Source organism: Veillonella sp. T11011-6, from assembly GCF_002959755.1.
Classification (GTDB): domain Bacteria; phylum Bacillota; class Negativicutes; order Veillonellales; family Veillonellaceae; genus Veillonella.
On the sequence record NZ_PPCW01000005.1, the window covers coordinates 66,161 to 91,373 of the forward strand.

Below are 25,213 nucleotides of genomic sequence, written 5' to 3' on the forward strand. Positions count from 1 at the left end.
TCTATATATATTGATGGTTATCTTTGTTTACTTGCTAAATTGCATACGGCGTAGGATGGTTCTGATATTTTTGATAACTAATACTACGAGTAGAATTACAACCGATGTGAGAGATACAAAACCACCTGGAGCTACGTTGAGATAATAGGATCCGAATAGGCCGATGACCATGGCTAGCAAACTAAATCCAATAGAACAGAGTAATGTGGTCCTAAATCCTTTTTCTAATTGTAATGCTGATGCTACAGGTAAGGCAATCATGGCACTTAATACGAGAACGCCGACGATTTTAATAGAAATGGATACGGCTGCAGCCATCAAGATAGCAAAGATGTAATTGATAAAATCAACCTTAACACCAGCTACGCGCGCGGCCTCTTCATCATAGGCGATGTAGAGGAGTGAGTTATATAAGAAATATAAGGTTAAAACAGATAGAATTGTTAGTGCTGCAATGCTAATCATATCTGTTGTGTTTACGGTTAAGATGCTGCCGAAGAAGAACACATTAGCATTAGCTTTCAACTTTCCTGAACTAATAAGAGTAATAGCGGTACCAATACTAAGTGACAAGATGATGGTTAGGATCAAATCGAGATGGTGGGAAAAGTATTTCCGCAAGAACTCGATGAGGGCACCGCAGATAGCGGTAAAGATGAATGCTCCTAAGATAGGGTTGGTGTTTGTTAATAAGCCTAATGTAATACCTGCTAGCGATGCGTGGCTCATGGTATCGCCAATCATACTAGAGCGGCGTAGAACCATGAAAATACCGATGCATGGACAGAGTAGAGAAATGCAGATGGCTACGAAGAAGGCATTTTGCATGAAATCATAACTAAACATGATGCACCTCCTTAGCTGTTGTATCATCGACCTGAGCCTGAGCCTGAGCCTGAGCCTGAGCCTGAGCCTGAGCCTGAGGTGTTACATCTGTAAAGCAAGCACAGTTTTCATGATCCATAGGATTGCGCCCTGTGCTGTGCATGATTTCACTAGCGTATTGTTCAGGAGAGCAAAGGTGACCTTGTCCATTTGCAATGTGGTAGATATTAGTTGAATTGGCTAGGGCCATTTCAAGGTTATGCTCTACGGAGATAATTGTAATATGGTGTACTTGGTTTAACTCGCGCAAAAGGGCGTAGATGCCTTCTTGGCTTTTTCGGTCGATACCAGTAGATGGTTCATCGAGTATGATGAGGTCAGGTCTGCCGATGAGGGCACGCGCGATGGACACGCGCTGAGCTTGACCACCTGACAGTTTACTGATTAAACGGTCTTTGAACGCTGTCATATTGGTAAGCTCTAATACGCGATCAACTTCATGTTTGTCTTTAATCTTAAGCAATTTACGATAGGAATCGAGTATTTCTTTTACAGTAATAGGAAATCCGGCATGGGAGAAATCATTCTTCTGAGACACGTAGCGAATATTATTTGTATCTCGTTTGATAGAGCCTTTTACAGGTGTAAGAAATCCTAAAATAAGGCGTAGCAAGGTGCTTTTACCAGACCCATTATCCCCAACAATGGATATATAATCACCACTGTGAATATGTAAGTTAAGGTCATTCAACACATAAGGTGGCTGACCTTGATAGGAAAAATAAAGATGTTCAATAGATAACATATAAAAACCACTTTTCTAATTGACAAAATCTTGAGTAAGTTTATACTATAACTATATTACAAATGCAACTGAGTCGCAACTGCAACTAAAGAATGGTTACTATTCTATGAAAGCATAGCGATCAGGATTTCACAAAGGAGGACTACGATGGTCAAGAAGCTGGTTTTGTTAATGATAGGCATCATGATAGCTGCATTATTTGCAGGCTGTGGCAATGATGCACCAAAGGAACAAGCAGGTAAGAAGATCCAAGTGGTAACAAGTTTTAACGCAATGGCTGAATTTGCAAAGGCTATTGGTGGTGACAAGGTAGAGGTATCTACTATTATTCCAGATGGCGTAGAGCCACATGATTTCGAGTTGAAACCTGAAAATATGAAACAATTGGCAACAGCTCAAGTATTCGTGTACAACGGTTTTGGTATGGAACCTTGGGCACAACAAGCAATTGATGCGGCTAAAAATAGCAAACTTATCACTGTTGTTGCTACAGATGGCGTAGAAGCTATCAAAAATACTGATCCTGAAGAAATTAAAGAACATGGTGCAGAAGATCCTCATGCATGGTTATCTTTGAAAAATGCGAAAATCGAAGTGAAAAATATTAAAGATGCTTTCGTAAAAGCTGACCCAGCAAACAAAGATTACTATGAAAAGAACTATAATGAATATGTTGCTAAATTAGATGCAATGATCAAAAAATATGAAGGTCAATTTGCACAAGCGCCTCATAAAAACTTTGTTACAGGTCATGCAGCATTTGCATACTTATGTCGTGACTTTGGTTTGGAACAAAATAGTGTAGAAGATGTATTTGCTGAAGGCGAACCAAATGCAGCGCAATTGGCAGAACTCATCAAGTATTGTAAAGAAAACAATATCACTACTATCTTCGCAGAAGAAATGGCTAGCCCAGAAGTATCCAAGACTTTGGCAAGCGAAGTTGGTGCTAAGGTAGAAACTATTTACACAATCGAAAGTAACGAAGATAATAAAACATACTTAGAACGTATGGATGAAAACCTTACAAAAATTGCAGCATCTTTGAAATAAGATGAATGAAAAGCAGCCCTAAAATGAACTGCATCCCCTTTACTGGACAATCAGTAAAGGGGGTACAAAACAAAGGGCTGCTTTTTTATTTGTATGCTATGTTAGTTTCAACTAAAGTTTAACGAATATAGTATAATATATATTACGAGATAAAATAAAAAGGAGGTCCAACATGGTTATCACTAATAGATTGGGGATTACCGATTCCCCAACATTGGCTAGAGAAGAAGAACGAATTAGTAAAAAAGCGGCAACAACATTGTTTGAAGAAAACTTACTTAATGATATGCCTAGTGGTACGTGGACTACCTTGCAAAGAATCCATACTATATTATTCCAAGATATATATGATTTTGCTGGTGCATTACGAAGTGTGAATATTGCTAAAGGCAATTTCCGCTTTGTTCCTGTCATGTATCTTGCTGAAGCAGTTAGAACCATTGAAGATATGCCGCAATCTACTTTTGATGAAATTGTAGAAAAGTATGTTGAAATGAATGTCGCTCATCCTTTTAGAGAAGGTAATGGTCGTAGTATGCGATTATGGCTTGATCATATGTTGTGTACAGAATTACAAAAGACCATCGATTGGAGTCAGGTGGATAAAGAGCAATATTTGTCTGCTATGGAACGAAGTCCAGTAAATGACCTAGAAATAAAAACTGTTCTAGCTAAGGCACTTACCAGTGATATCAATAATCGAGAACTATTTATGAAAGGCCTTGACCATAGTTATTATTTTGAAGGATATCAATTATTTAAAAGTGAAGACTTATAAGGTATAGAATTATGAATGGTATGTTTGGCCCATATATAGAAAAATGGATGCGTTTTATCACTGTTAAAAATATGTTGTTATTAGCTGTGGTATCAGCAATTATAACTGACTTGGGATTATATATATTAACGCTAATTATCCCAAAGAGTCCATTTTTTAAAACATTTATTTGGGAGGTTATAGGCCCTATAGAACTTGAAGCAGTTCCTCTTATAGGATATGTGCTTGGAATTGTAGCGTTTGTTCTTGTATCTTCTGGTATTTTATATGGTATTTTTAAGGTCTTTAAGGGGCAGGTTACATATAAGCAACTTGTGGCAGACATGCTTTTAAATAGTTGTATTACTAGTTGGATTCATTTGATTTTCGTACTTTTTGCTGCGCCTATTTATCTTTTCTTGGATTTACATACTAAAGGCGGATCCGGTGGATTAAGCACCATAGAACTATTTAATGTCATTATCATGGCGCAACTGATGTCTAAGCAATTTGGATTGAGTCCTTGGATAACCGGTATTGCATTTTATATCGTATCCTTTGTCTTTGGCATAGGTGGCATTATGTTGTCTATGTCTCTTTAAATACATATGTAATGGAAATGTTGATAGATGCTATTAGGTGTCTATCAACTTTTTTATTACTATATTTGTTTGCATAATTTACAATAAATTTATATTTAATTTAAAAGTGTATTATGATACAATGATAGAAATATATGTGCTTTTGATGTATTTGGAGGGGAACATATGGAACGAAAATGGTATTTAGATCTTTGGGCACTTATTAGAGCGCCATTTAAACGTGGCATTCCAGAGATTGTTGAATTTGGTACAACTCAACGAGGGTTTGCATGTGCCATGGGTATGCTTGTTATTAGTATGCTTGTGAGTTGGATTATACAAGCGGGGATGTCCTATTCCCTAGGTGCTTCACCTTTACAGCTAGGAGCTGCGTTGGGAGTCATGGCTGGGGCAGGCTTTTTTGCACTAGTCTTTTATGCATTAATTGCATTTGCTATATTAGCCATTTATTCAGTGCTCTTTAGTTCAGTGGCTAATAAATTTGGTGCTCATACTAATTATGAGTCTATACTAAAGATTTGTTGGTATGAAAGTGCATATTCTATGTTCATATCCCTTGTTTTATCGATTATTCAAGTGATTTTGATTCTTATCATTCAAGGGTTAAGCTTAGATATTTACGCAGATGAGACTCTTTTGTATATCATTAGTTTCACCTATATTATTTTAGAAATTGTGTTATACATTTGGTATTTCTGGTTGAGCTTAACACTTATGGCACGTCAAATCGAAAAGGGACGTCTAGCAACATTTGGTATTGGGCTTTTGGCATCTTTAATTCCAGTAGTACTTATTGGGATATTGGTGGGCATGGTTATGCTTGCTACATCTAGATAATTACATAGTATGAAAAATATGAAAGCAAGGTATGAATATACCTTGCTTTTGTGCTATAATGATGAACAGAGTATGAATTAAAAATAAAATAATTGTTATAAATTCGTAATCGTTGTGTTGTGTGATGCATCATTCTATATAGAATGATGCTATTCTTGTTGTGTAAAAGGTGGTGAGAGGCATGATGGGAGGTTTATTAGAGTTCGTTTATCGCTTATTAAACCCCATTGAAGAAAAACATCCGCGCATGTACCACTATGATGTTACCTATGGACAGCTTGCATGGATGTTGGTATTGGCCCTCATATGTTATCAATTTACCATCGTTGGTGAAAGCGTCTATTTAGATGCTATACGAGCATTTATACGTAATTCATCGCTTTTGGTAAAGTGGCAATTGTTTTCGCTTCCCGTAGGGCAGCATGAAATACAAGTCTTTTTTGAGCAGCTAAGTAAGCCTCGTGAGTTTTGGAATGTAGGTCGCTTTACGTGGGTAATTTTAAAAGCGGCGCTTATGTCCGGTATCTTGTTAGGTTACGCTATGTTGCAAAAGCGTAAGTTCTACATTCGTGGCGTAGTTACCGGTGTATTACATATGATGGCCTTTGCCCAATTAGTAGTAGCTATGATTACGCTTACGGCAGGTATTATGTTGATTCTTACATCCATACCGATTATATTGCAAGCCATTATTGGCTTTTGCATGATTGTTTTATGCATTCTTAGTACTGTATTGCTACTACAGACCATGGGGCGTATAGCCGGAGCATGTATTAATGGCAGTTTTTATGAAGGACTAAGCATTATGTTAATTGCTATTTTAGCATCACTATTATGTGAAGTGCTATATACATTAACTCGATAATACATAAGGAGTATTATGACTTGGTATAAGGACATATTACATTTATTTACAAAATTGAGTGACAGATCCTTTCAAAATATTATTAGAAATGGAACCTATACTCGAGCTATACTAAATCTTATAATATCTACAATTGTATTATATGTAACGACCTATGCTTTGCCGTTCATAGTGAAAGCTGTGTCTCCCGCATTAGGCATAAAACGGATGACAGGGTTAACACATTTTGATATAGTGAGTGCTTTCGGGAATGCATCGTTTTTAATTTTTCAGATTATCCTAGGAGCTTTCGTTATCTGGCGATTACTAGTATTGCTAGGTGGTACTGGGACCTATAGGGGCGTGATGCGAAACTATATCTATGGCTTAGCTTATACGAATGCACTGCGTACCGTAGTATTAGTGTTGATCCATATAGTGGGGCTCATATTATTTTATCTATCTATGCCGAAATATGTAGGGGATATGGCCTATCTTGTAACCATGTTTAGTCAATATTATGCTGTCTTTATTGGGGCTCAGCTCATGCGCCGCTATGTTGAATTAGGTATCGTAAAAACATATATTATTATGTTTATTGTGGCGTTGCTATCAGTGTCGGTATTGCCTCAATGGATCCGATTTGTACATACCCTAGTTAAATAATATAAGATAATAATGTAGTATAACCGCAAGATGAAAGTCTTGCGGTATTTCTTTGTTTTAATTTATATTAAAATTAATTATACATAATTTAAATTTGGAAATTTATGATATAATTAAATTTATAGTATAGTTGAGAGCGGAGTTAGTTATGGATACGACATTTTTACGAGAAATATCCCTGCTGGTGCGTTCACCGAAGAAGGGAATCGATGAAATCTTCTGGTTTGGTACCCTTGAAAAGGGTATCAAAGCTGGCCTTGCCGGTTGGTGTGCCACTCATATTTTAGGCTTTGCCTTAGGTATTGTATTATTACCGCTAGCCATGACCTTTGGAGGTTTTTTATTTGGCTTTATACCGGCTGTATATGGCATATTTTCTATATTGAGAGAGATTTTAGGCCTTGGAATCTATTGGTTTGTAGGTAGCTTCATACTTTGGAAATTACTGAGCGTTCTTTTAGAACGTGAGTTTGATTTTAAGCAAGTATTAATGGGTACTGCCTATGTGGAGGGCTATACAGGCGCACTTGGGCTAGCATTAATTTTGGTATCTATTATTTGCATTTATATTACGCCATTTTTAATGATTCTATTAGTTCCCTTAGCATTAGCCTATGTTGGTGCCGTTATCTACGTAGCCGTCATGCTTTTATCTCGGATTATGAAAGTAGAGCCTATCACTGTAGGCGCTGTATATATAGTTCTATATATTATTAACCTTTTATATAACTGGATTATGCGCATACTCTTTGCGTAAATACATAAAACCTCCTAGTTTTATACTAGGAGGTTTTTATTGCTTGTACGCCGAATAGGCATGACTAAACCCCCAGTTAAACTGGGGGTCGGTAAAAATTCTTAGAGAAAAGGAAAGAACCTCCTAGTGATAGAATGAAGTTGGTCTGGCAACCACAACATTTCAACATAGGAGGTTCAATGTCAATGAATGACGTAAAAAGCTTATCACATAGTAAATGGAGATGTAAATATCATATTGTTTTTGCTCCAAAGTATAGAAGACAAATAATTTATGGTCGGATAAAAGCTGATGTAGGTAAAATCTTACGAGATTTATGTAAGAGGAAAAATGTAGAGATTATAGAAGCGGAATGCTGTCCGGATCATATTCATATGCTAGTAACGATACCACCACATTTAAGCGTATCGAGTTTTATGGGATATTTAAAAAGTAAAAGTAGCCTCATGATATTCGATAAACACGCAAATTTAAAATATAAGTATGGAAATAGACATTTCTGGTGTAGAGGATATTATGTGGATACGGTAGGACGATATGAAGGAGCGATAAAAGAGTATATTCGCAATCAACTACAAGAGGATATAGCGCAAGATACATTAAACTTTAAAGAATACACCGACCCGTTTACGGGTGAGCCAGTAAAATAGGCAAAATAAAAGCCCCCGAGTAGGGGGCAGCCAGTGGTAATAGAGTGGTTGTCAGATCATTCAATGCCCTCTTTAGAGGGCCACCACTAGAGAAAGACCCTTATAGGGTCAGAGCAAACCACCCGTTCTACGGGTGGTTATGATTTGAATGAAATTTTAGTAAAAGTAGTTTGTCATTATTGAAGAGAATCATAATGTTGTAATAGTAGTTCTACATTGTCTTCATCGTATTCGATTTGTTGGGACCATCTTGCGACTTGTTTAAGCGGTGAACCCTCTATAGCACTTGTGATTAGTATGTATTCTACACCATCTCTTGCGTAGGAGAGGATAGATTCCAAAGAATAGTCTGCTAGCATATCGATTTGACGATATAAGATGTATTGGAACACCTTGTTGAATAGCCCCATATCGTGATTTGCTATATAGCTTTGTACAGCGGTAATAAGTTTTTCTATGTCATGAGATAATGTATTAATTTGTACAGTCCATTCTTCATCGATAGGCTCTGTTGTACCGTATAAATCTAACAGTTTCGCATAATACTGTACATCAGGATTTGGGCTGTATTGAAAGTATGATGAATCTATATCAAGGGCTAATAGTTCAAATATATTCTGAATAGTTAAACGCTCGTCAGGACTAAACTCGCTATCATCGTCTTCAATGGTAAAGATTACCTGATCAGATTGAGTATCCTCTGCGAGTAGTTCAACCGATGCTTCGCAGGATAGACCAACCCCACATAGTTCGAGATCTTCAATATATTTATAAAAACGCGGGTGCATATGGCACGTATCGCATAAGCCTTCTTCTCCGAGTTCGAGCACAACCTTACATAGTCCTTGTTCGTTGAGCAATGGACACATTGGTTGTTCCTTAGAAAATACGAAATGGCTGCCCTCATCATCGACAGTGATAGCTTGGCGTAAGCTTTCACCAAGAGGGCCTGTCATGGTGTGATAGCGTTCAGCAATAGTCTCGTCGATATCGATGGTCCAAAGTTGACAACATGTATTTTCACATCGATCTGCTTTGCATTGAAATGTGTGATATATAGTAGGATATAATGAAATCATAATCGTCTCACTTGTAGTAAAAAATATTCTACGTGCATTGTATCATAGGGGAGTTGTCTATGCATTAATATTATAAATAAAGATTAATAAATCGTATCGATTTAGTGTATAATTGTATATATACACACTATGGTCCTGTTTGAGAGATGGAGGAGCCTATGAAATCCTTATTTGTAAAAGGTAGCCTTGTATTAGCCTTGGCAGCAGTGTTTGGTATGCCAAATGCAAGTGCAGCCCATTTAGTAGCGGTAGAACCAACTGTTGCCGTTGTTGATGGAAACCATGCAGCGATTGTAGGTGCCAATGGTTTATTAAATGCATTTATTCAAAATCATCCAAATGCAGCTATCACTGAAATCGCCTTTGATGCGGATGGTGGTCAAATTAGATATGATGTAGACGGTTTTGATGAAAGTGGCAAATATGAGCTTACGTATATCTATGCCACAAATCAAATCTTTGAAAAACGTGAAGGTGACTTCCATAAATCGTTAAAGAAAAAATCCTTTGATCCTCGTGAAATCTTACCGCCAGCAGCAGTAGTTAACTTTGCGTATGCTCAAACGCAAGGCAAAGCGACAAGCCTTAATGGGTGGTCTGTACAGTATGATAAAGGTAAAATAGTGTACAAAGTTAGCTTCGGTACAGAAGGTGACAAAGAGGTAGATGTACGAATTGATGCTATGAATGGTACTTTATTATCTGTTAAATTTGATGATTAAACCTTTCTATAATTAGTAAATACAACTTAATAGTCAAAGGCTTATTATTTTAAATATAAAAAGTAAACTCCTTAAAACTGTCTTTTTTGTAGTAAATGATAGTTTTAAGGAGTTTTTTTGTGAAAGTTTGCTCATGAAATGGGATGTTTAGTTTATGAGAATTACAATGAGAGGCCATGATTCCTTTATATATGGGGAAAAATGGATTTTTAAATTTGGTTCATAGAATACTTAATTGCAAATCGAATACTATAGAATTTCATTGAAATTACATATAAATTCATTTTATTCTCACGCTAAAAGTAGCTGGCTGGGGAGGTTCTACATTTTTATTTCATAGATTATGGATAATATGTGTCCAGTCAAAGGACAGAACTCAAATATATCGGGAATTTCCAGACTATATATCTACAGTCCACGCTAGATATATGTTTTGGAACTATAACGATAACACCGAGTTGGTTAAAAATATATATGCGTAGTTTTGCATATATATGGATTATCAAGGAGGATATTATGAAAAAATCTATTTTGAAAAGTAGTATTGCTTTAGCAGTAGCTGGCGTATTTGGTGCTACTGTAGCAGTAACAGCAGCTGAACAAGCAACACCAGTTCCTGTAACTCAAGAGGTAGCAGCTACTGCAGCTCTTGTGGCACAACCTGCTACTCATCAAGCAGTTCCTACAATTCAAGTAACTCCAGCAGCTAAAGTAGAAGCAGCTCCAGTAGCAGCTAAAACAGAAGCGACTCCTGCAACAGCTAAAGTAGAAGTAACTCCAGCGGCTAAAGTTGTACCAACAGAAGCTAAAGTTGAAGTGGCTCCAGTTGCACCAGCAGCTCAAAATACTACTCCAGTTCCAACAGCAACTCAAGACGTAAAAGCGCCAGTTGCTCAAGACACTGTAGTTCCAGCAGCAGCTAATCCTGCAGCAGCAACTCCTACAATTGAGACTGCAGCTGTAGCAAAAGCTCCTAGCGAAGCTAAAGTAGTGCGTGCAGCAGATAAAAAAGTAGAAGCTAATAAAGAAGAAAAAAATACTAAAAAAGCGCAAGCACACAAAGCGCCTAAAGTAAAAGCTGACAAAGCAGTTAAAGCTGATAAAGCTGTAAAAGAAACTAAAGAAGTAAAAGCAGATAAAAAAGCTGACAAAAAAGAAACTACTAAAGAGGAAAAAAAAACTCTAAAAGTGGAAAATCACAACCTAGCACAACAAGTAAGCAAGCAGGCGTAGTCGATCAAAATAGTATTTTCGTAATTGGTGCGAATTATTTAATCGACCAATTTGAAAATAAATATGGCGACTCTAAGATTACTAATGTATCCTTCAAAGCTGCCGATAAAACTGCTATCTATGAAGTAGACGGTTTCAATAACTAGTGGTGCCCATTCCATGACTCTAGATGTGGCATCTGGTAATGTAACTGAAGGTACTCCTAAAGCATATGATGCATCTATGGAAGCTAGTGCTATTGATGCTGGTACTGTGTTACCTCCACATGTGGCGATCAATGCAGCCTTCGCACAAACTGGCAATGTAGCAACTGGTATTAACTCTTGGTCTGTAGCAAACCAAAACGGTAAACCTATTTATACTGTAGAGTTCCATGATGCACAAAATAAACCTGTATCCATCGTATTGGATGCTAAAACAGGTATGGCAGTCAAATAAGCTAATCTATACCCTATGCTACTGTAAAGCAAACCCCTTAAATACACGAACACTAAACACACATACTATATACACAATACACACACAATACACACAAAACCCTTATACACAATAAACAATTACACACAGCCCCCTGGATTGGATAGACAAACATTGACTCTCTCCTATGCCGTCTGTCGTTCAGGGGGCCCCTTATGCATTGTGGTTCCCTCCCAATCATAAGATTATATACTTGGTATATAATACTCTCTCTCACAATAAGAACGTAACTGCTTTACAGTACGCTAGGTATAGGAGAGCAGGAAAGCCCGTAATACATGTAGACCGCTGCATGTATTACGGGCTTTTTCTATGTCCATTCAATATAAAGATGTACCATAAAAGGAAAATACATAGTAAAAATTGAAAAAGCGCAGATACAATGCATATCTGCGCTTTTGGTATATGGAGCATTTACTATTAGTAACAATAGTTAGCTTTTTATATGTATTGTCGAGGCACGCGTTCTGAGAAACCACAAAAGATTTCATAAGGAATTGTAGATGCAAGAGCAGCAATCTCGAGTGCAGAGATGCTTTCATGACCTTGAAAACCTAGGAGCACAACCTTGTCACCTGGTTGTACAGTAATCGTATCTGGAACGGCCACCATGAATTGGTCCATACAGATGCGACCCACTACAGGACAACGTGTGCCATGAATGAGGACTGTACCGCGGTTGGATAAGCTACGAGGGTATCCATCTGCATAGCCTACAGGAATGGTAGCAATCGTCATTGGTTCAGGTGTTACATAGGTAGAACCATAACCGATACCTTCACCTGCTTCTAGTCGCTGTACATGTACTACTTCGCTATGGAAGGAAAGAACCGGTTTTAACCCTAATCGATTTGGTACATCAAGGGATGGCATAATGCCATACTGAATAATACCAGGACGGGCATCGGTGAACAAGCTATCTTTTACGGATAACAACCCAGCACTATTGGCAAGGGAGAAGCGATAGTCCGCATCAGGTCTAAATGCACGAATTTCATCGACCATTTTATGGAACTTTTGCGCCTGCCCATGAGCGTGGCTTTGATCAGCTGCATCGGCGTTACTCATATGAGAGAAGAAACCGTCTACCTCAAGATTTTCGTAGGACTCAACGCGTTTGATAAACTCAATAGCATCTTCAGGCTTGATACCAATACGATGCATGCCTGTATCAACGGCGACTGCAACGCGGATAATCATATCGTGGTTTTCCGCTACTTTGTCTAGTGCTTCCAAATCTGTAGATTCGCATACGGCAGGGATGGAATTGGTGTCTGCTACAAGCTCAAATGATTGTGGCCGTGTGAGACCTAGTAGGTAGATTGGTACCATAATACCTGCATTGCGAAGTGGCACAGACTCTTCAGGAATGGCAACGGCTAAGGATTCATAACCTTCCTCAACGGCAATACGGCCCATCATAACGCTGCCGTGGCCATAGCCATTGGCCTTGATAACAGCTGTAGATGTGCTCCATTCCGGTAAACTATCTTTAATTTTACGCAAATTCTCGCGAACGAGACTTGTATTTATGGTCAAATAGGTGGGTCTCATGGTATTCCTCAATTCTATATAACATTAATATAATTGTATAACTTTTAGGGAATTACACAATACTTTTGTGAAAGTTTTATACAGAAATTCTATTTTTATGATTTTTATACATATATTATATACAATAAACGTGAAAGTATACTAATTAATATAGTTCTTTGTGATATTGATAGTATAAATTCATATAAATAATAGTATAATTTATGTAGAAGTATTTTCCTTAATAGGTGTATGTACCCCTAGATTTGGGCATTATGTATACTCTATAAAATTTAATAGCTATGTAGGAGGTTCTCATGAGCGAACGTGTGGTAGTGGTAAACGCAGGTAAAATGAATTATGACCATGCATTAGATTTTTCTGTGTTATCTAGTGATGTACAGGTCTATGATAATAGTACAAATGAAGAGCTTATTGAGCGTATCCAAGGTGCTCGTGTAGTAGTAACAAAAGAGCTTCCTGTTAATGCTGAGTTACTTTCACAATTCCCAGATACAGTAAAACTCATCGTAGAAGCGGGTACAGGATATAATAATATCGACCTTAATGCAGCAAAGGAAAGAGGCATCACTGTGTGCAACATCCCAGCGTACAGTACTGAACGTGTGGCACATACGGTAATCATGATGATCCTCAATTTTGCATCTACCATGCAGAAACAAATCAGCATGCTTGCTAAAGGAGATCGCAGTAATTTCACAAAATATTTACAAGTGAGCCACACAGAAGTGAATGGTAAAACATTAGGCGTTGTTGGTGCTGGTCACATCGGTATGGAAGTGATTAAAGTAGCAAAAGCACTAGGTATGAATGTCTTGGTTCATACGCGCACACCAAAGGCTGATGGAGATGGCATTCGTTATGTAAGTCTTGATGAATTACTAGAAAATAGTGATTATATTACATTGCATTGCCCATTGAATGACCAAACTAAGTATATGATCAATAAAGAGACAATCGCTAAGATGAAACCTAGTGCAGTCATTGTAAATACTGGCCGTGGTCCTCTCATTAATGAAGCAGATCTTTGTGAAGCATTAGCGGCTAAACGCATTGCAGGTGCAGGCCTTGATGTACAAGAGGTAGAACCTCCAGCAGAGGATAGCCCTCTATATACACTGGATAATGTTATTATCACACCACATATGGGCTGGAAAGGCCTTGAAACACGTCAACGCTTGGTAGGCATCATTCGTGATAATGTTCAAGCATTCTTCAAAGGTGAACCAATTAATGTAGTATCTAAATAAAATAGATATTAGATAAATAGGCTATCAAAGAAAATGTGCGCTGAACATACATAAATCAGTGTACAAATAATAGAAATTAAAACGACCTATAAATACAATAAGAGCCGTCCCCGGTTGTGTGGGGGCGGCTCTATTGTTTTTAGGGCTATCATAGATCAAGTCTTGGTATATATATGTATATATATCAAGGGAGGTAGTTATCCTCAAACTTGATTATGATTGATGTTGTGTTTTGATGGGACTCCACCAATGGCGTCGATAGGCCTTGATGCCTTCCACCACGGTTCTTGTCGCTTTAGCTGCAATATCTTTTGTTGCAGCTGGTATGCCCTCTAGGCGATAGGTAATTCCTAACTCCTTATATTTAGCAGTACCCATAACGTGATATGGTAAGCAATCAACGGCTTGTAAGTTTTTCAGGGATCCTAGGAAAAAGCCTAGACGATAGTGATGATCTGCATTGTCTGTAACTGTAGGAACTACAACGTGACGAACCCAAATGGGAACCTCGACGTCTGCTGTCAATCGAGCAAAGCCGAGAATAGGCTCTAACGATTTTCCTGTTAACCACAGATGTTTATCAGGATCGATTTCTTTAAGGTCTAGGATGACGAGACTAGTGACACTGAGTAGCTTACGGTAGGCCACCTCTTGGTGGGGATCAAAACAAATTCCACTTGTATCTAAACAGGTATGGACGTTTCTTTCACGGAAATATGTGAAAAGCTCAGTAACAAAGTCAATTTGCATAAGAGCTTCCCCACCTGTGACGGTGATACCACCATTAGTATAAAATTGGCGGTTACGTTCGTACTGGTCCCACAATTCCTCAACAGTCATGAATTTAACATCATCGCTACTTTCATTCCATGTGTCGGGATTGTGGCAATAAGCACAACGCATGGGGCATCCTTGGAGAAAAACCACCATGCGCATGCCTGGACCATCAACCGTACCCATCGTTTCAACCGAATGAATACGTCCTGTCATAGGAAACCTCGATTAGATTTGTTGATGGAATGTACGGGAAATAACTTCGTCCTGTTGTTGTTTTGTCAATTTGCTGAAGTGCACTGCGTAACCAGATACACGAACAGTCAATTGAGGATACAACTCAGGATGTTTTTGAGCGTCTAACAATGTTTCACGAGTGAACACGTTAACGTTCAAATGATGACCGCCTTTTTGGGAGTAGCCATCCAATAACTCTACCAAGTTATCAACTTGTTGTTGGTTGCTCATGGGTATTGCCTCCTTTCAACCAAGACTAACACTCGTATCGGTGCCGGTGAAAGCAGTCCGATACTATGGAAGACGTTAATTATCTTCCTTTATAGTAACATTCGGTTCGCTGCAAGCGAAGTTTGTATTGGAGTTAGGCAATTGAGATGGATCTAACTCAATGTCAAAATCGCTAACGGACACAAATGTTTCACCAGATTTACCTAATGCGTCAGGAATGATAGAGAAGGTATTGGAAATACCATCGGAGCTATCACGCCATGGCATTTTTGCTACGGATGCCAACGAAGAAATAGCACCGTGAGTATCACGACCATGCATTGGGTTAGCACCAGGAGCGAAAGCTTCACCAGCTTTACGGCCGTCTGGAGTGGAACCTGTTGCAGTACCATATACTACGTTGGAAGTAATTGTTAACAAGCTCATAGTAGGAACGGATTGACGGTATGTAGGATGTTTACGAATCTTATTCATAAATGTAGAAACAACTTTTGCTGCTAAGCTATCTACACGATCGTCATCGTTACCATATTTAGGAAAGTCACCTTCGATTTCGAAATCAACAGCGATGCCGTTTTCGTCACGAATAGGTTTTACCTTAGCATATTTAATAGCGGACAAGGAGTCAGCTACTACGGATAAACCAGCGATACCAGTTGCAAACCAACGAGTTACCTTGCGGTCATGCAATGCCATTTCTAGTTTTTCATAAGCATATTTGTCGTGCATGTAGTGAATGATGTTCAATGCGTTTACATATACGCCTGCCAACCATTCCATCATGTCGTCGAATTTTTCCCATACTTCATCGAATTCTAAGTATTCGGAAGTGATAGGGCGGTATTTAGGACCAATTTGTTTCTTTAATTTTTCGTCAACGCCGCCATTGATTGCGTAAAGCAAGCATTTAGCCAAGTTGGAACGAGCGCCAAAGAATTGCATCTCTTTACCAATACGCATTGGGGATACGCAGCATGCGATAGCGTAGTCATCACCAGAGTTAGGACGCATTAAGTCGTCGTTTTCGTATTGGATGGAAGATGTTTCGATGGATAATTTCGCACAGAAGCGACGGAAGCCGATTGGCATGCGAGGGGACCACAATACAGTGAGGTTTGGTTCTGGAGCAGGACCAAGGTTAGTCAATGTATGTAGGTAACGGAAGGACATTTTGGAAACTAATGTACGGCCGTCAGTACCCATACCACCGATGGATTCTGTAGTCCAAACAGGATCGCCTGTGAACAAGTTATTGTATTCATGGATACGTGCGAAACGAACCATGCGCAATTTCATGATAAAGTGATCTACGAACTCTTGGATTTGTTCTTCTGTATATGTACCGTTGCGAAGGTCACGTTCTGCGTAGATGTCTAGGAATGTAGAGTTACGACCGATGGACATAGCAGCACCGTTTTGCTCTTTAATAGCGCCAAGGTAACCGAAGTAAATCCATTGCATAGCTTCTTTAACGTCTTTAGCTGGTCCAGAAATGTCGTAACCATAAGATGCGGCCATTTCTTTCAATTCTTTCAAGGAACGGATTTGTTCTTGGATTTCTTCACGATCGCGAATTACTTCTTCCAACATATCGCCCATTGTGATGCTGAATTGTTCTTTTTTATCTTCGATGAGGTAATCAATACCATACAACGCGATACGACGATAGTCGCCAATGATACGGCCACGGCTGTAAGCATCAGGCAAACCAGTTACAATGTGAGCTGTACGAGCGGCACGCATTTCTGGTGTATATACATCAAATACGCCATCGTTGTGAGTTTTACGATGTTTTTTGAAGAAGTCTTCTGTTTGCGGATCCATTTTGAAGCCGTATTCTTCAATAGCAGATTTCGCAGTACGCAAGCCACCATAAGGGAACATAGCGCGTTTTAATGGTTTGTCAGTTTGCAAACCAACGATCGTTTCAAGGTCTTTGTCGATATATCCTGGCGCATGGGCAGTAATGTGTGTGGCCACGGAAGTATCAGCATCGAGCATGCCGCCTTTTTCACGTTCTTCTTCATAAAGCTTCATTACTTGGTCCCATAATTTTGTCGTTCTTTCTGTAGGACCAGCAAGGAAGGAATCGTCCCCTTCATAGGGGATATAGTTTCTTTGAATAAAGTCGCGTACATCAACGGCTTTATCCCACACACCTGTGTTAAAATCTTTCCATGCAGTATGTTGCATTTTGCACCTCCATAAAAGGATATAACTATAGATTTCTATGCCTATAGTGTACAATGTTTGTCCTGATTTAACAAATTTTAAATGATATATATTTTCAATACATACTATGCAATTTTCGTAAGAATGGATGTTATTTGTAATTTAATAATAGTAAAAACACTATATAAATACATTAAAAGTATACTTGTTGCTTGATTTATTTAGATTTGAGTTTGGGAAAATCAATTATTGTATTATCTTTAAATAATGAAAATTTATATCAATAAATAGAAAGTGTTCGATATGTTGTGATGGATCTTCTTGGAATTGTAGAGGGTTATTATGGTAATATTTAGATAGTATTGATTATGGAATTACGTAGAAAGGTAGATGCTAATGACAAATCGTATGAAAGCCATTTTAGGGGCATCTGCCACCATTGCCGTTTGGGCTACGGCATTTCCTTTTGGTAAAGTAGCATTGCAATCAGTAGATGCATTGACACTCTCGGTAGCGAGGGTTGTAGGTGGTGCTATACTCATGCTAATTATTGGTGTATTTAAGGGATTACATATACCTACATCTTGGCGTGAGTGGGGCCTATATATTCTGCTAGGGGCTACAGGAAACTTCGTTTACCAAGTCGTTTTTAATGAAGGATTGCGAACAATACCGGCCGCTACATCTAGTATTATTATGGCTTTGACACCGATGACTACAGCATTGATGGCATTGGTAGTCTATAAGGATAAAATACGTCCTATAGGTTGGATCTTCACCATAACTGCTTTTATAGGTGTGGCCGTTATTATTCTTTGGAATTCCACTCTGACCATTCCAATGGGGGCCATATGGACGTTGATTGGTATGATACTGTTTGCGGTTTATAATATTCTAAATCGCGGGCTTAGTCTGAAAGGTTATGACTCGATTACTATCGCTATGTGGTCCATGTTTACAGGTGCCATTATGGCACTACCTTTTGCAGATCATGCTATTGAAATGATTGGAGCCGCACCAATTACTGCGAAGCTTGCTATGATATACCTAGCATTCTTTTCCAGTGCATTAGGATTCGTATTCTGGAGCTATGCCTTTGAACATGCTGAAAAGGTGTCTGATGTAACTAACTTTATGTATATCTCGCCAATTGTGGCAGCTATAGTAGCAGCCTTTTTATTGGGCGAAATACCAAATATGGGACTCTATATTGGAGCGCCTGTTATTTTAGGATCCCTATATCTCTTTAATCGATATAGATAAATAAAGAACCTCAACTTTTTAAAGGTTGAGGTTCTTTTTTGTTTGACAGTCCTTATAAATTGTAGTAATCTAAGTACATAATTAAAACATACCTTAAAGATATGTTTTAAGGTCAAGATTAATTCCTACCATATTGTGGGGAAAGAGGTGGTACAGTGATTGCTATACGAAATGTAACGAAAGAGTTCGACGTTAATAAGCAAAAGGTTACTGCATTATCTGATGTAAACTTTACCATAGAAAAAGGCGACATATTTGGCATTATTGGCTTCAGTGGAGCTGGTAAATCTACACTGCTGCGCATGATTAATGCCTTAGAGGTACCTACCTCTGGTCATGTTGAAATAGATGGTGTGAATATCAATAGTTTAAGTTTTAACGAGCTTAGAAAGGTGCGTAAGCGCATCGGCATGGTATTTCAACAGTTCAATTTGTTGAATGCTAAGTCTGTATATGATAATGTGGCGATTCCATTAATTCTAAATAAAGTTCCTAAATCAGAGATTGATAAAAAGGTTAAAACCTTGTTAGACTTTGTTGATTTAGGGGACAAAGCAAATGCCTATCCTGGAGAATTATCTGGTGGTCAAAAGCAGCGCGTTGGTATTGCCCGTGCGTTAGCTACAGATCCATCGATTCTTTTATGCGATGAAGCAACAAGTGCTCTTGATCCAGATACGACAGAGTCTATTCTTCAATTATTGGAGCGCGTTAATCGTGAACTTGGGGTAACGGTGGTTATCGTCACTCATGAGATTGATGTAATTCAAAAAATTTGTAATCGCGTTGTGGTTATGGAGCATGGAAAGCTCATAGAGAGTGGCTCCGTACTTGAGGTGTTTAGTAAACCTAAACATGAAACAACAAAGCGATTTGTACGTACTGTAATTCCTGATGAAATTCCATCAACAGTGAAACATACCTTGGCTTGTGATAAACGGCCATATACAATTCTTAAGATGCATTTCTTAGGAAATAATACGACCGATAATGTTTTATATCATATTAACAAAACCTTTGATTTAGAAACAAGTGTGTTATTTGCTACCGTAACAGAGCTAGAACATACAATACTTGGTATTTTTATTGTTCAGTTTATTGGTGATGATCTTGAGGTGGGCAAGGTAAAAGAATATCTTGTAACCCAAGGCATTGAATGGCAGGAGGTGGCACTATAATGGACTTCTTCATGCAAGAACTTGGTGTTCCAGGTTCGCAGTTATTACTAGCTGCAGAACAAACATTATACATGGTGTTCCTGTCTCTCTTCATCGGCACCATACTAGGGCTGATTATCGCAGTTACACTAGTGGTAACAAATCCTAATGGTATTGTCAAAAACAGCATTGTTTACACCATTACAAACACAATTGTTAATATTGTGCGTTCTGTACCATTTATTATCTTAATGGTGTTTATCTTACCGTTGACTAAGATGATTGTTGGTACTCGGGTTGGTACAACGGCGGCTATCGTACCACTTGTTATATTCATTGCGCCTTATCTTGCTCGACTCTTTGAAAACTCTATTTTAGAGGTTAATAAAGGCATTATCGAGGCTGCACAATCGATGGGTGCATCCCATTTTGAGGTGATTTGGCATTTCCTTTTACCAGAGGCAAAGGGTTCGCTTATCTTATCCATTACAACAGGTACTATTGGCCTTATTGGTGCTACTGCTATGGCTGGTGCCATTGGCGCAGGCGGTGTAGGTGACTTGGCCCTTACCTATGGTTATGAGCGGTTGAACTTCCCATTGATGTTATTTACTGTTGTTATTTTGATTATCTTTGTTCAAATTATTCAAACAATAGGTAACTACTTTGCACGTCGTGCGCGTCGTTCCTGATTTGATGAAATAGATTTTGGTGATATTGATTGTGAAAGTATAGGAGAATGTACTATGAAATTTAAAAAACTCCTTGCCCTTGGTGCGGCATTAGTATTTAGCGTAGCTTTTATCGCAGGCTGCGGTTCCAATAATAGCGATAATGGTGCTAAAAAGGAATTATCCTATAGTAAGTCTCAAGGCCCTTACTCTGAATTATTTGAAAAAGGTGTTAAACCAATTTTGGAAAAACAAGGCTATACCTTTAAAGGTGTAGATATGTCTGACTTGGTACAAGCGGACCAAGTGTTGAGCGATGGTGAAGTAGATTTCAACGTTGAACAACATACAGCATACATGAAAAACTTTAACGAAAAACAAAATGGTCATCTTGTAGCGTTGACTCCAATTCCAACTGTACCAGCGGGTATCTTTAGCGGTTCCAAAACATCTTTAGACCAAGTGGCAGATGGTGATACTATTGCAGTACCAAATGATGCATCTAACATGGCTCGTGCCTATGCGTTGTTGCAAAAAATCGGTTGGATTAAACTTGATCCTAACAAAGATTTAGCGACAGTAACACAAGCAGATATTATTGAAAATCCTAAACATCTTAAATTTACAGAAATGAAATCCCTTACAATTCCTTCTGTACGTACTGATTTTGACTATATTGTTATTACTGGTGCTATCATCTATAATGCAAAAATTGATCCTAAAACTGCATTAGCAAATGAAGATGTATTACCACAATGGTTGTTACAAGTAGTAGTTAACGAGAAAAATAAAGATGCACAATGGGCAAAAGACATTGTAGCAGCTTACCACTCTCAAGAATTCAAAGACTACATGGAAAAAAATAACAACGGCCTATGGTTTGTACCAAAAGGTGAATAGAATATAGAAATATAAAAGACCCCCTAATAAGTTTTTACTTATTAGGGGGTCTTTGTTTGTCGGGAATAATCTGAGCTCATTAGTATCTGCTGCAAGTAGGGTAGTTACCTTTGGTAGACTTCCTTATACGGTCATGCCTGCCGCATAGTTTTCATAGAGTTCTTTATAGTGACCGCCGCGTTCGATTAGTTCGTGATGTGTTCCTTGTTCCACAATGGTGCCGTTTTCTACTACGAGTAGGAAGTCAGCATTTTTTATTGTAGATAAGCGATGGGCGATGACGATACTTGTACGCCCTTTAAGGAGTGTATTCATGGCTTTTTGAACTTCTACCTCGGTACGAGTATCAACGTTAGCCGTGGCTTCATCTAGGATGAGGATAGTTGGATCCGCCAAGAAGGCACGAGCGATGGTGATTAATTGGCGTTGGCCTTGTGATAAATCATCGCCACCTCGTTTGAGAACTGTATCATAGCCATCTGGCAAGGTACGGATGAAGTGATCTGCCATGGCAAGTTTGGCCACATATTCAATCTCTTCACGACTAGCATTTGGTTTGCCGTAGCCAATATTATCGGCGATAGTACCTGTGAAAATCCAAGCATCTTGTAATACCATACCTACCGTGTTGTGTAAGCTTTCACGAGATACATCGCGAATATCGACACCATCGATGGTGATACGGCCATTTATAATGTCATAGAAGCGCATAATAAGGTTTACCAATGTGGATTTGCCAGCACCTGTAGGACCTACGATGGCCACCATAGAGCCACCAGGAATGTGAATGTTGATATCCTTCATAAATACATTGGACGGCGTATAGCCAAAATCAACATGTTCAAAATCTATAGTTCCTTTATGTGTTGATGTATCACCTAATGTTTTCTTACCCGTATCGATTTCAGATGGTGTATCAATGACTTCGTAAATACGGCCCAAGGCTGCAGAAGTTTCTTGGAATTTGGTGAGGATATAAGAACTGCGGGATAGAGGGTCCGAAACTTGACCTACATAGAGGAAGAAGGCTTGAATATCACCGATGGAAATAGAACCACGTAATACCATGAGACCCCCTTGAATAGCAACGAGGCAATAGGTAATTTGATTTAAAAACTTAACGAGTGGTTCTACGAGCTGGCTGGTGAAAGCCGCGCTTCTCATACTTTTAAATAGATTGTCGTTCAGAATATTTACTTGGTTAGTCGTAGTTTCTTCAAGGCCAAAGGTTTGGATAATCGGTTTTCCTACTACAATTTCCTCTATGCCACTGTTGAAAGCACCTAAGGCACTTTGGTTTTTGAGATAGACCCGACGAGCCCGTTTAGAGAGCCATGTTAAACATAGGATACCAATACAAATAATGGCGATGATAGAGATGCCTAGCATAGGGCTAATCCAAATCATCATCGCCGTGGCACCTATAATGCCGATAATGGCAGATACAAGACCTGGTACGCCTTCACCTATAGTTTCTGCAACTGCATCTAAGTCAGAGGTGAGACGGCTTAGTAAATCCCCACGTTGGTGATCGTGAAAGTACTCAATAGGTAATGAATATAAATGAGTGCTCATGCGTGTGCGCAAAGCGAGCACTGTTTTTGAGCCGATAGAGGCCATCATGTATTCCCCAAAGTAGGTGAATAAGGCGTGGCCCCCATAAATGGCAATAAGCCAGAGAATAATAGTATCAATGGAGGCGAATATTGTATTAATGTCTTGGTCTGTTTGCAAGCCACTAACAATAGCATCTACAACCTTGCCAAGTAATACTGGTGCGGATACCTCAAACATAGCGGCCGTAATAAGCGCTAAGATGAGTAGTGCTAGCCAACCCCATTGGCTTTTAGATTCCATCAGGAAACGGTGTAATGGGCTCATGCTGTCACCTCCTGAGATGCTAAAATTTGTTTATATACTGTAGAGGTTGCTGCTAATTCGTCGTGAGTGCCATACCCTGCAATTTGACCACGGTTGATGATTAATATATGGTCTGCTTTTTTAGCAGCACTTACTTTTTGCTCTACGGAAATGAGGGCAGGGCGGTTATCCTTTTGTAACTCCTCGTGCAATGCTGTGCGAACTGCACGTTCTGTGGTGCCGTCCAGAGCGGAGAAGCTATCGTCGAATATAAATAAATCTGGTTTGCGCACAAGAGCTCTAGCCATGGCTAGGCGTTGGCGCTGGCCTCCAGATAGATTAGTACCCCCTTGAGCAACCATATATTGGTAGCCACCTTCAAGGCGATTGATAAATTCGTCTGCTTTAGAGAGGTGACACGCATTTTCTACATCTTGAGCGGTAATTTCCTGTTTTGGTGCTGCACCATATCGCACATTCATGTCTACCGTGCCAGTGAATAAGTAAGCTCGCTGTGGCACATAGCCGATGCGGGCACGCAAGTCATCCACATTCCATTCATAGATGGATTTGCCTTCAAATAGAATGTCTCCAGACTCAATGGCGAAGAGGCGAGGGATGAGATTGGTAATGGTACTTTTACCAGATCCAATATCGCCCATAATGGCTAAGGTTTCGCCATGATGTACGGTAAAGGAGATATTCTCTAGCGCAGGAGACTCCGCATTATCGTAACGGAACGTAACGTTGCGGAACTCTAAAAGTGGTATATCATCAGTTGCAGTTGGATTTTCCATAGTATTTTGGTTCTCCTCTTGGCAAGTGTCATGCCTTGCAGATGGAGAAGTTGAAGTGGTAATACTGTCATTATATGGTTCAGGGAATGTATCTGTGTTTTCATGTTCTAACAACTCTCGAATACGGGTGTAGCATACGATGGCTTCTGGAATGTCGATGATGACGAAAATGGCCATGAGCATGCTTAAGAGAATCAGGTTAGCGTACTCGATAACGGCAATGATGTCACCTACTTGTAGAGAACCTAGACTGACGTTATAGCCACCGACCCAAAGAATGGCAACGGTACTCATATTAAATAGAATTAATATGGTCGGTAAACCGATGGCAAAGGTTTGGCGCAACCGCTTATTGAGTTGGGCCGTTTCTGTAAAAATACTAATTTCTTTTTCGTTTTCATAGGTTCTTCTGTTGAAAGCTCGAATCACTGGCATACCAACGATATGATCTCGAACTAGATCTGTAATATCATCTAATTTGAGTTGCATCGCCTTAATCAGTGGTAAGGCACGGCTTTCAATAAAGATAATAGTAAGTATCATACAAGCCATAACGGCAAGAATGACGAGGCCGAGTTGCCAGCTTTTATAGAAGGTGAGCCCGAGGCCGACACAAATCATGAGGGGCATAGGGAGAATCATATTTAATCCTTCACCGAGAACGGATTGAATTTTCTCTACATCTCGGCTTGTGCGCATCAATATGGTGCCAGTACCGAAGTGTGTGAAGTCTCGAAGGGAGAAGTATTGTAAGGCTTTTACCAAATCATTGCGCAGTTCCTTGCCCATAGAGGCAGAAATGTGAGCACTCATAGCAACACCTAAGATTGCGGATAATACTGTTAATAGTGCCACAACAAGCATGTTTATGCTAGAGCTAGTGATCATTTCTAAATCGCCACGGAGTACGCCATCATTGATGATAAAGGCCGTTAGCGTTGGTATATATAATGTACCTGCCACAGTGAGTAACGAAAGGATCGATACGATGATGGTAGGAAACCATAATGGTTTTATGTAATGTATAAATGGTTTCATTT

25 protein-coding genes are annotated in these 25,213 nt (G+C 39.0%); 16 read left to right on the plus strand and 9 right to left on the minus strand.

Going from position 1 to position 25,213, the window contains the following annotated elements; all coding sequences use genetic code 11:
* Positions 1-27: 27 nt before the first annotated feature.
* Positions 28-846, minus strand: a complete 819-nt coding sequence (locus tag VRHSUH10_RS07675; RefSeq protein ID WP_105090092.1) for a metal ABC transporter permease — start codon at positions 844-846, stop codon at positions 28-30.
* Positions 839-1,630: a metal ABC transporter ATP-binding protein gene (locus VRHSUH10_RS07680; protein WP_105090093.1), complete on the minus strand. Its 792-nt coding sequence runs from the start codon at positions 1,628-1,630 to the stop codon at positions 839-841. Before VRHSUH10_RS07680 ends, VRHSUH10_RS07675 begins: the two co-directional genes overlap by 8 nt.
* 147 nt (positions 1,631-1,777) lie before the next feature.
* Between VRHSUH10_RS07680 and VRHSUH10_RS07685 the strand changes: the two genes are divergently transcribed.
* The 8 genes from VRHSUH10_RS07685 (at position 1,778) to tnpA (ending at position 7,796) form a co-directional block, all read left to right on the plus strand.
* Complete coding sequence (locus VRHSUH10_RS07685; protein WP_105090094.1) at positions 1,778-2,683, plus strand: metal ABC transporter substrate-binding protein; 906 nt, start codon at positions 1,778-1,780, stop codon at positions 2,681-2,683.
* A gap of 172 nt (positions 2,684-2,855) precedes the next feature.
* Positions 2,856-3,461 carry a protein adenylyltransferase Fic gene (gene fic, locus VRHSUH10_RS07690; RefSeq protein WP_105090095.1) on the plus strand — a complete coding sequence of 202 codons (606 nt, stop codon included), beginning with the start codon at positions 2,856-2,858 and terminating at the stop codon, positions 3,459-3,461.
* A gap of 11 nt (positions 3,462-3,472) precedes the next feature.
* On the plus strand, positions 3,473-4,042 hold the full coding sequence (locus tag VRHSUH10_RS07695) for a hypothetical protein (RefSeq protein WP_105090096.1): 570 nt from the start codon (positions 3,473-3,475) through the stop codon (positions 4,040-4,042).
* 165 nt (positions 4,043-4,207) lie between these two features.
* The gene (locus VRHSUH10_RS07700) at positions 4,208-4,879 is read left to right on the plus strand and encodes a hypothetical protein (RefSeq protein ID WP_105090097.1); all 672 of its coding nucleotides are present in this window, start codon (positions 4,208-4,210) and stop codon (positions 4,877-4,879) included.
* A 181-nt stretch (positions 4,880-5,060) separates the two neighbouring features.
* Complete coding sequence (locus VRHSUH10_RS07705) at positions 5,061-5,744, plus strand: hypothetical protein (RefSeq protein ID WP_105090098.1); 684 nt, start codon at positions 5,061-5,063, stop codon at positions 5,742-5,744.
* A gap of 171 nt (positions 5,745-5,915) precedes the next feature.
* The gene (locus tag VRHSUH10_RS07710; protein WP_233187103.1) at positions 5,916-6,389 is read left to right on the plus strand and encodes a hypothetical protein; all 474 of its coding nucleotides are present in this window, start codon (positions 5,916-5,918) and stop codon (positions 6,387-6,389) included.
* A gap of 148 nt (positions 6,390-6,537) precedes the next feature.
* Complete coding sequence (locus tag VRHSUH10_RS07715; RefSeq protein WP_105090100.1) at positions 6,538-7,146, plus strand: hypothetical protein; 609 nt, start codon at positions 6,538-6,540, stop codon at positions 7,144-7,146.
* A 185-nt stretch (positions 7,147-7,331) separates the two neighbouring features.
* Complete coding sequence (tnpA, locus tag VRHSUH10_RS07720) at positions 7,332-7,796, plus strand: IS200/IS605 family transposase (RefSeq protein ID WP_038125930.1); 465 nt, start codon at positions 7,332-7,334, stop codon at positions 7,794-7,796.
* Between the two features lie 176 nt (positions 7,797-7,972).
* Here tnpA and fliB read toward each other — a convergent pair whose 3' ends face one another.
* The gene (fliB, locus tag VRHSUH10_RS07725; protein ID WP_105090101.1) at positions 7,973-8,875 is read right to left on the minus strand and encodes a flagellin lysine-N-methylase; all 903 of its coding nucleotides are present in this window, start codon (positions 8,873-8,875) and stop codon (positions 7,973-7,975) included.
* 158 nt (positions 8,876-9,033) lie between these two features.
* Between fliB and VRHSUH10_RS07730 the strand changes: the two genes are divergently transcribed.
* From VRHSUH10_RS07730 to VRHSUH10_RS07740, 3 genes are all read left to right on the plus strand, one after another.
* Positions 9,034-9,597 carry a PepSY domain-containing protein gene (locus tag VRHSUH10_RS07730; RefSeq protein ID WP_187359568.1) on the plus strand — a complete coding sequence of 188 codons (564 nt, stop codon included), beginning with the start codon at positions 9,034-9,036 and terminating at the stop codon, positions 9,595-9,597.
* Between the two features lie 516 nt (positions 9,598-10,113).
* Complete coding sequence (locus VRHSUH10_RS07735) at positions 10,114-10,830, plus strand: ribonuclease E (RefSeq protein WP_105090103.1); 717 nt, start codon at positions 10,114-10,116, stop codon at positions 10,828-10,830.
* Positions 10,831-10,989: 159 nt separating this feature from the next.
* Positions 10,990-11,268, plus strand: a complete 279-nt coding sequence (locus tag VRHSUH10_RS07740; protein ID WP_105090104.1) for a PepSY domain-containing protein — start codon at positions 10,990-10,992, stop codon at positions 11,266-11,268.
* A gap of 480 nt (positions 11,269-11,748) precedes the next feature.
* On the opposite strand, the gene alr is transcribed toward VRHSUH10_RS07740, so the two are convergent.
* Positions 11,749-12,861 carry an alanine racemase gene (alr, locus tag VRHSUH10_RS07745; protein ID WP_105090105.1) on the minus strand — a complete coding sequence of 371 codons (1,113 nt, stop codon included), beginning with the start codon at positions 12,859-12,861 and terminating at the stop codon, positions 11,749-11,751.
* A gap of 296 nt (positions 12,862-13,157) precedes the next feature.
* Here alr and VRHSUH10_RS07750 point away from each other — a divergent pair, with 296 nt between their 5' ends.
* Positions 13,158-14,111: a 2-hydroxyacid dehydrogenase gene (locus tag VRHSUH10_RS07750; RefSeq protein WP_105090106.1), complete on the plus strand. Its 954-nt coding sequence runs from the start codon at positions 13,158-13,160 to the stop codon at positions 14,109-14,111.
* Between the two features lie 213 nt (positions 14,112-14,324).
* On the opposite strand, the gene pflA is transcribed toward VRHSUH10_RS07750, so the two are convergent.
* The 3 genes from pflA to pflB form a co-directional block, all read right to left on the minus strand.
* Entirely contained in the window at positions 14,325-15,101 is a 777-nt protein-coding gene (gene pflA / locus VRHSUH10_RS07755) for a pyruvate formate-lyase-activating protein (RefSeq protein WP_105090107.1), read from the minus strand.
* 12 nt (positions 15,102-15,113) lie between these two features.
* Positions 15,114-15,353 (minus strand): autonomous glycyl radical cofactor GrcA3, encoded by a 240-nt coding sequence (gene grcA3 / locus VRHSUH10_RS07760; protein WP_024066082.1) that lies wholly within the window; start codon positions 15,351-15,353, stop codon positions 15,114-15,116.
* 75 nt (positions 15,354-15,428) lie between these two features.
* The gene (gene pflB, locus VRHSUH10_RS07765; RefSeq protein ID WP_105090108.1) at positions 15,429-17,546 is read right to left on the minus strand and encodes a formate C-acetyltransferase; all 2,118 of its coding nucleotides are present in this window, start codon (positions 17,544-17,546) and stop codon (positions 15,429-15,431) included.
* Positions 17,547-17,921: 375 nt separating this feature from the next.
* Between pflB and VRHSUH10_RS07770 the strand changes: the two genes are divergently transcribed.
* The 4 genes from VRHSUH10_RS07770 to VRHSUH10_RS07785 all read left to right on the plus strand — a co-directional run bounded on the left by VRHSUH10_RS07770 (position 17,922) and on the right by VRHSUH10_RS07785 (position 21,516).
* Complete coding sequence (locus VRHSUH10_RS07770) at positions 17,922-18,788, plus strand: DMT family transporter (protein ID WP_105090339.1); 867 nt, start codon at positions 17,922-17,924, stop codon at positions 18,786-18,788.
* A 155-nt stretch (positions 18,789-18,943) separates the two neighbouring features.
* Entirely contained in the window at positions 18,944-19,966 is a 1,023-nt protein-coding gene (locus VRHSUH10_RS07775; protein ID WP_105090109.1) for a methionine ABC transporter ATP-binding protein, read from the plus strand.
* Positions 19,966-20,637 (plus strand): methionine ABC transporter permease, encoded by a 672-nt coding sequence (locus VRHSUH10_RS07780; protein WP_105090110.1) that lies wholly within the window; start codon positions 19,966-19,968, stop codon positions 20,635-20,637. The genes VRHSUH10_RS07775 and VRHSUH10_RS07780 overlap by 1 nt, the downstream gene beginning before the upstream one ends.
* A 54-nt stretch (positions 20,638-20,691) precedes the next feature.
* Positions 20,692-21,516, plus strand: coding sequence for a MetQ/NlpA family ABC transporter substrate-binding protein (locus VRHSUH10_RS07785; protein ID WP_005387707.1), 825 nt, complete (start codon positions 20,692-20,694; stop codon positions 21,514-21,516).
* Positions 21,517-21,639: 123 nt separating this feature from the next.
* Here VRHSUH10_RS07785 and VRHSUH10_RS07790 read toward each other — a convergent pair whose 3' ends face one another.
* Positions 21,640-23,397, minus strand: coding sequence for an ABC transporter ATP-binding protein (locus tag VRHSUH10_RS07790; RefSeq protein ID WP_105090111.1), 1,758 nt, complete (start codon positions 23,395-23,397; stop codon positions 21,640-21,642).
* Positions 23,394-25,211, minus strand: coding sequence for an ABC transporter ATP-binding protein (locus VRHSUH10_RS07795; RefSeq protein WP_105090112.1), 1,818 nt, complete (start codon positions 25,209-25,211; stop codon positions 23,394-23,396). The genes VRHSUH10_RS07790 and VRHSUH10_RS07795 overlap by 4 nt, the downstream gene beginning before the upstream one ends.
* Between the last annotated feature and the right edge of the window lie 2 nt (positions 25,212-25,213).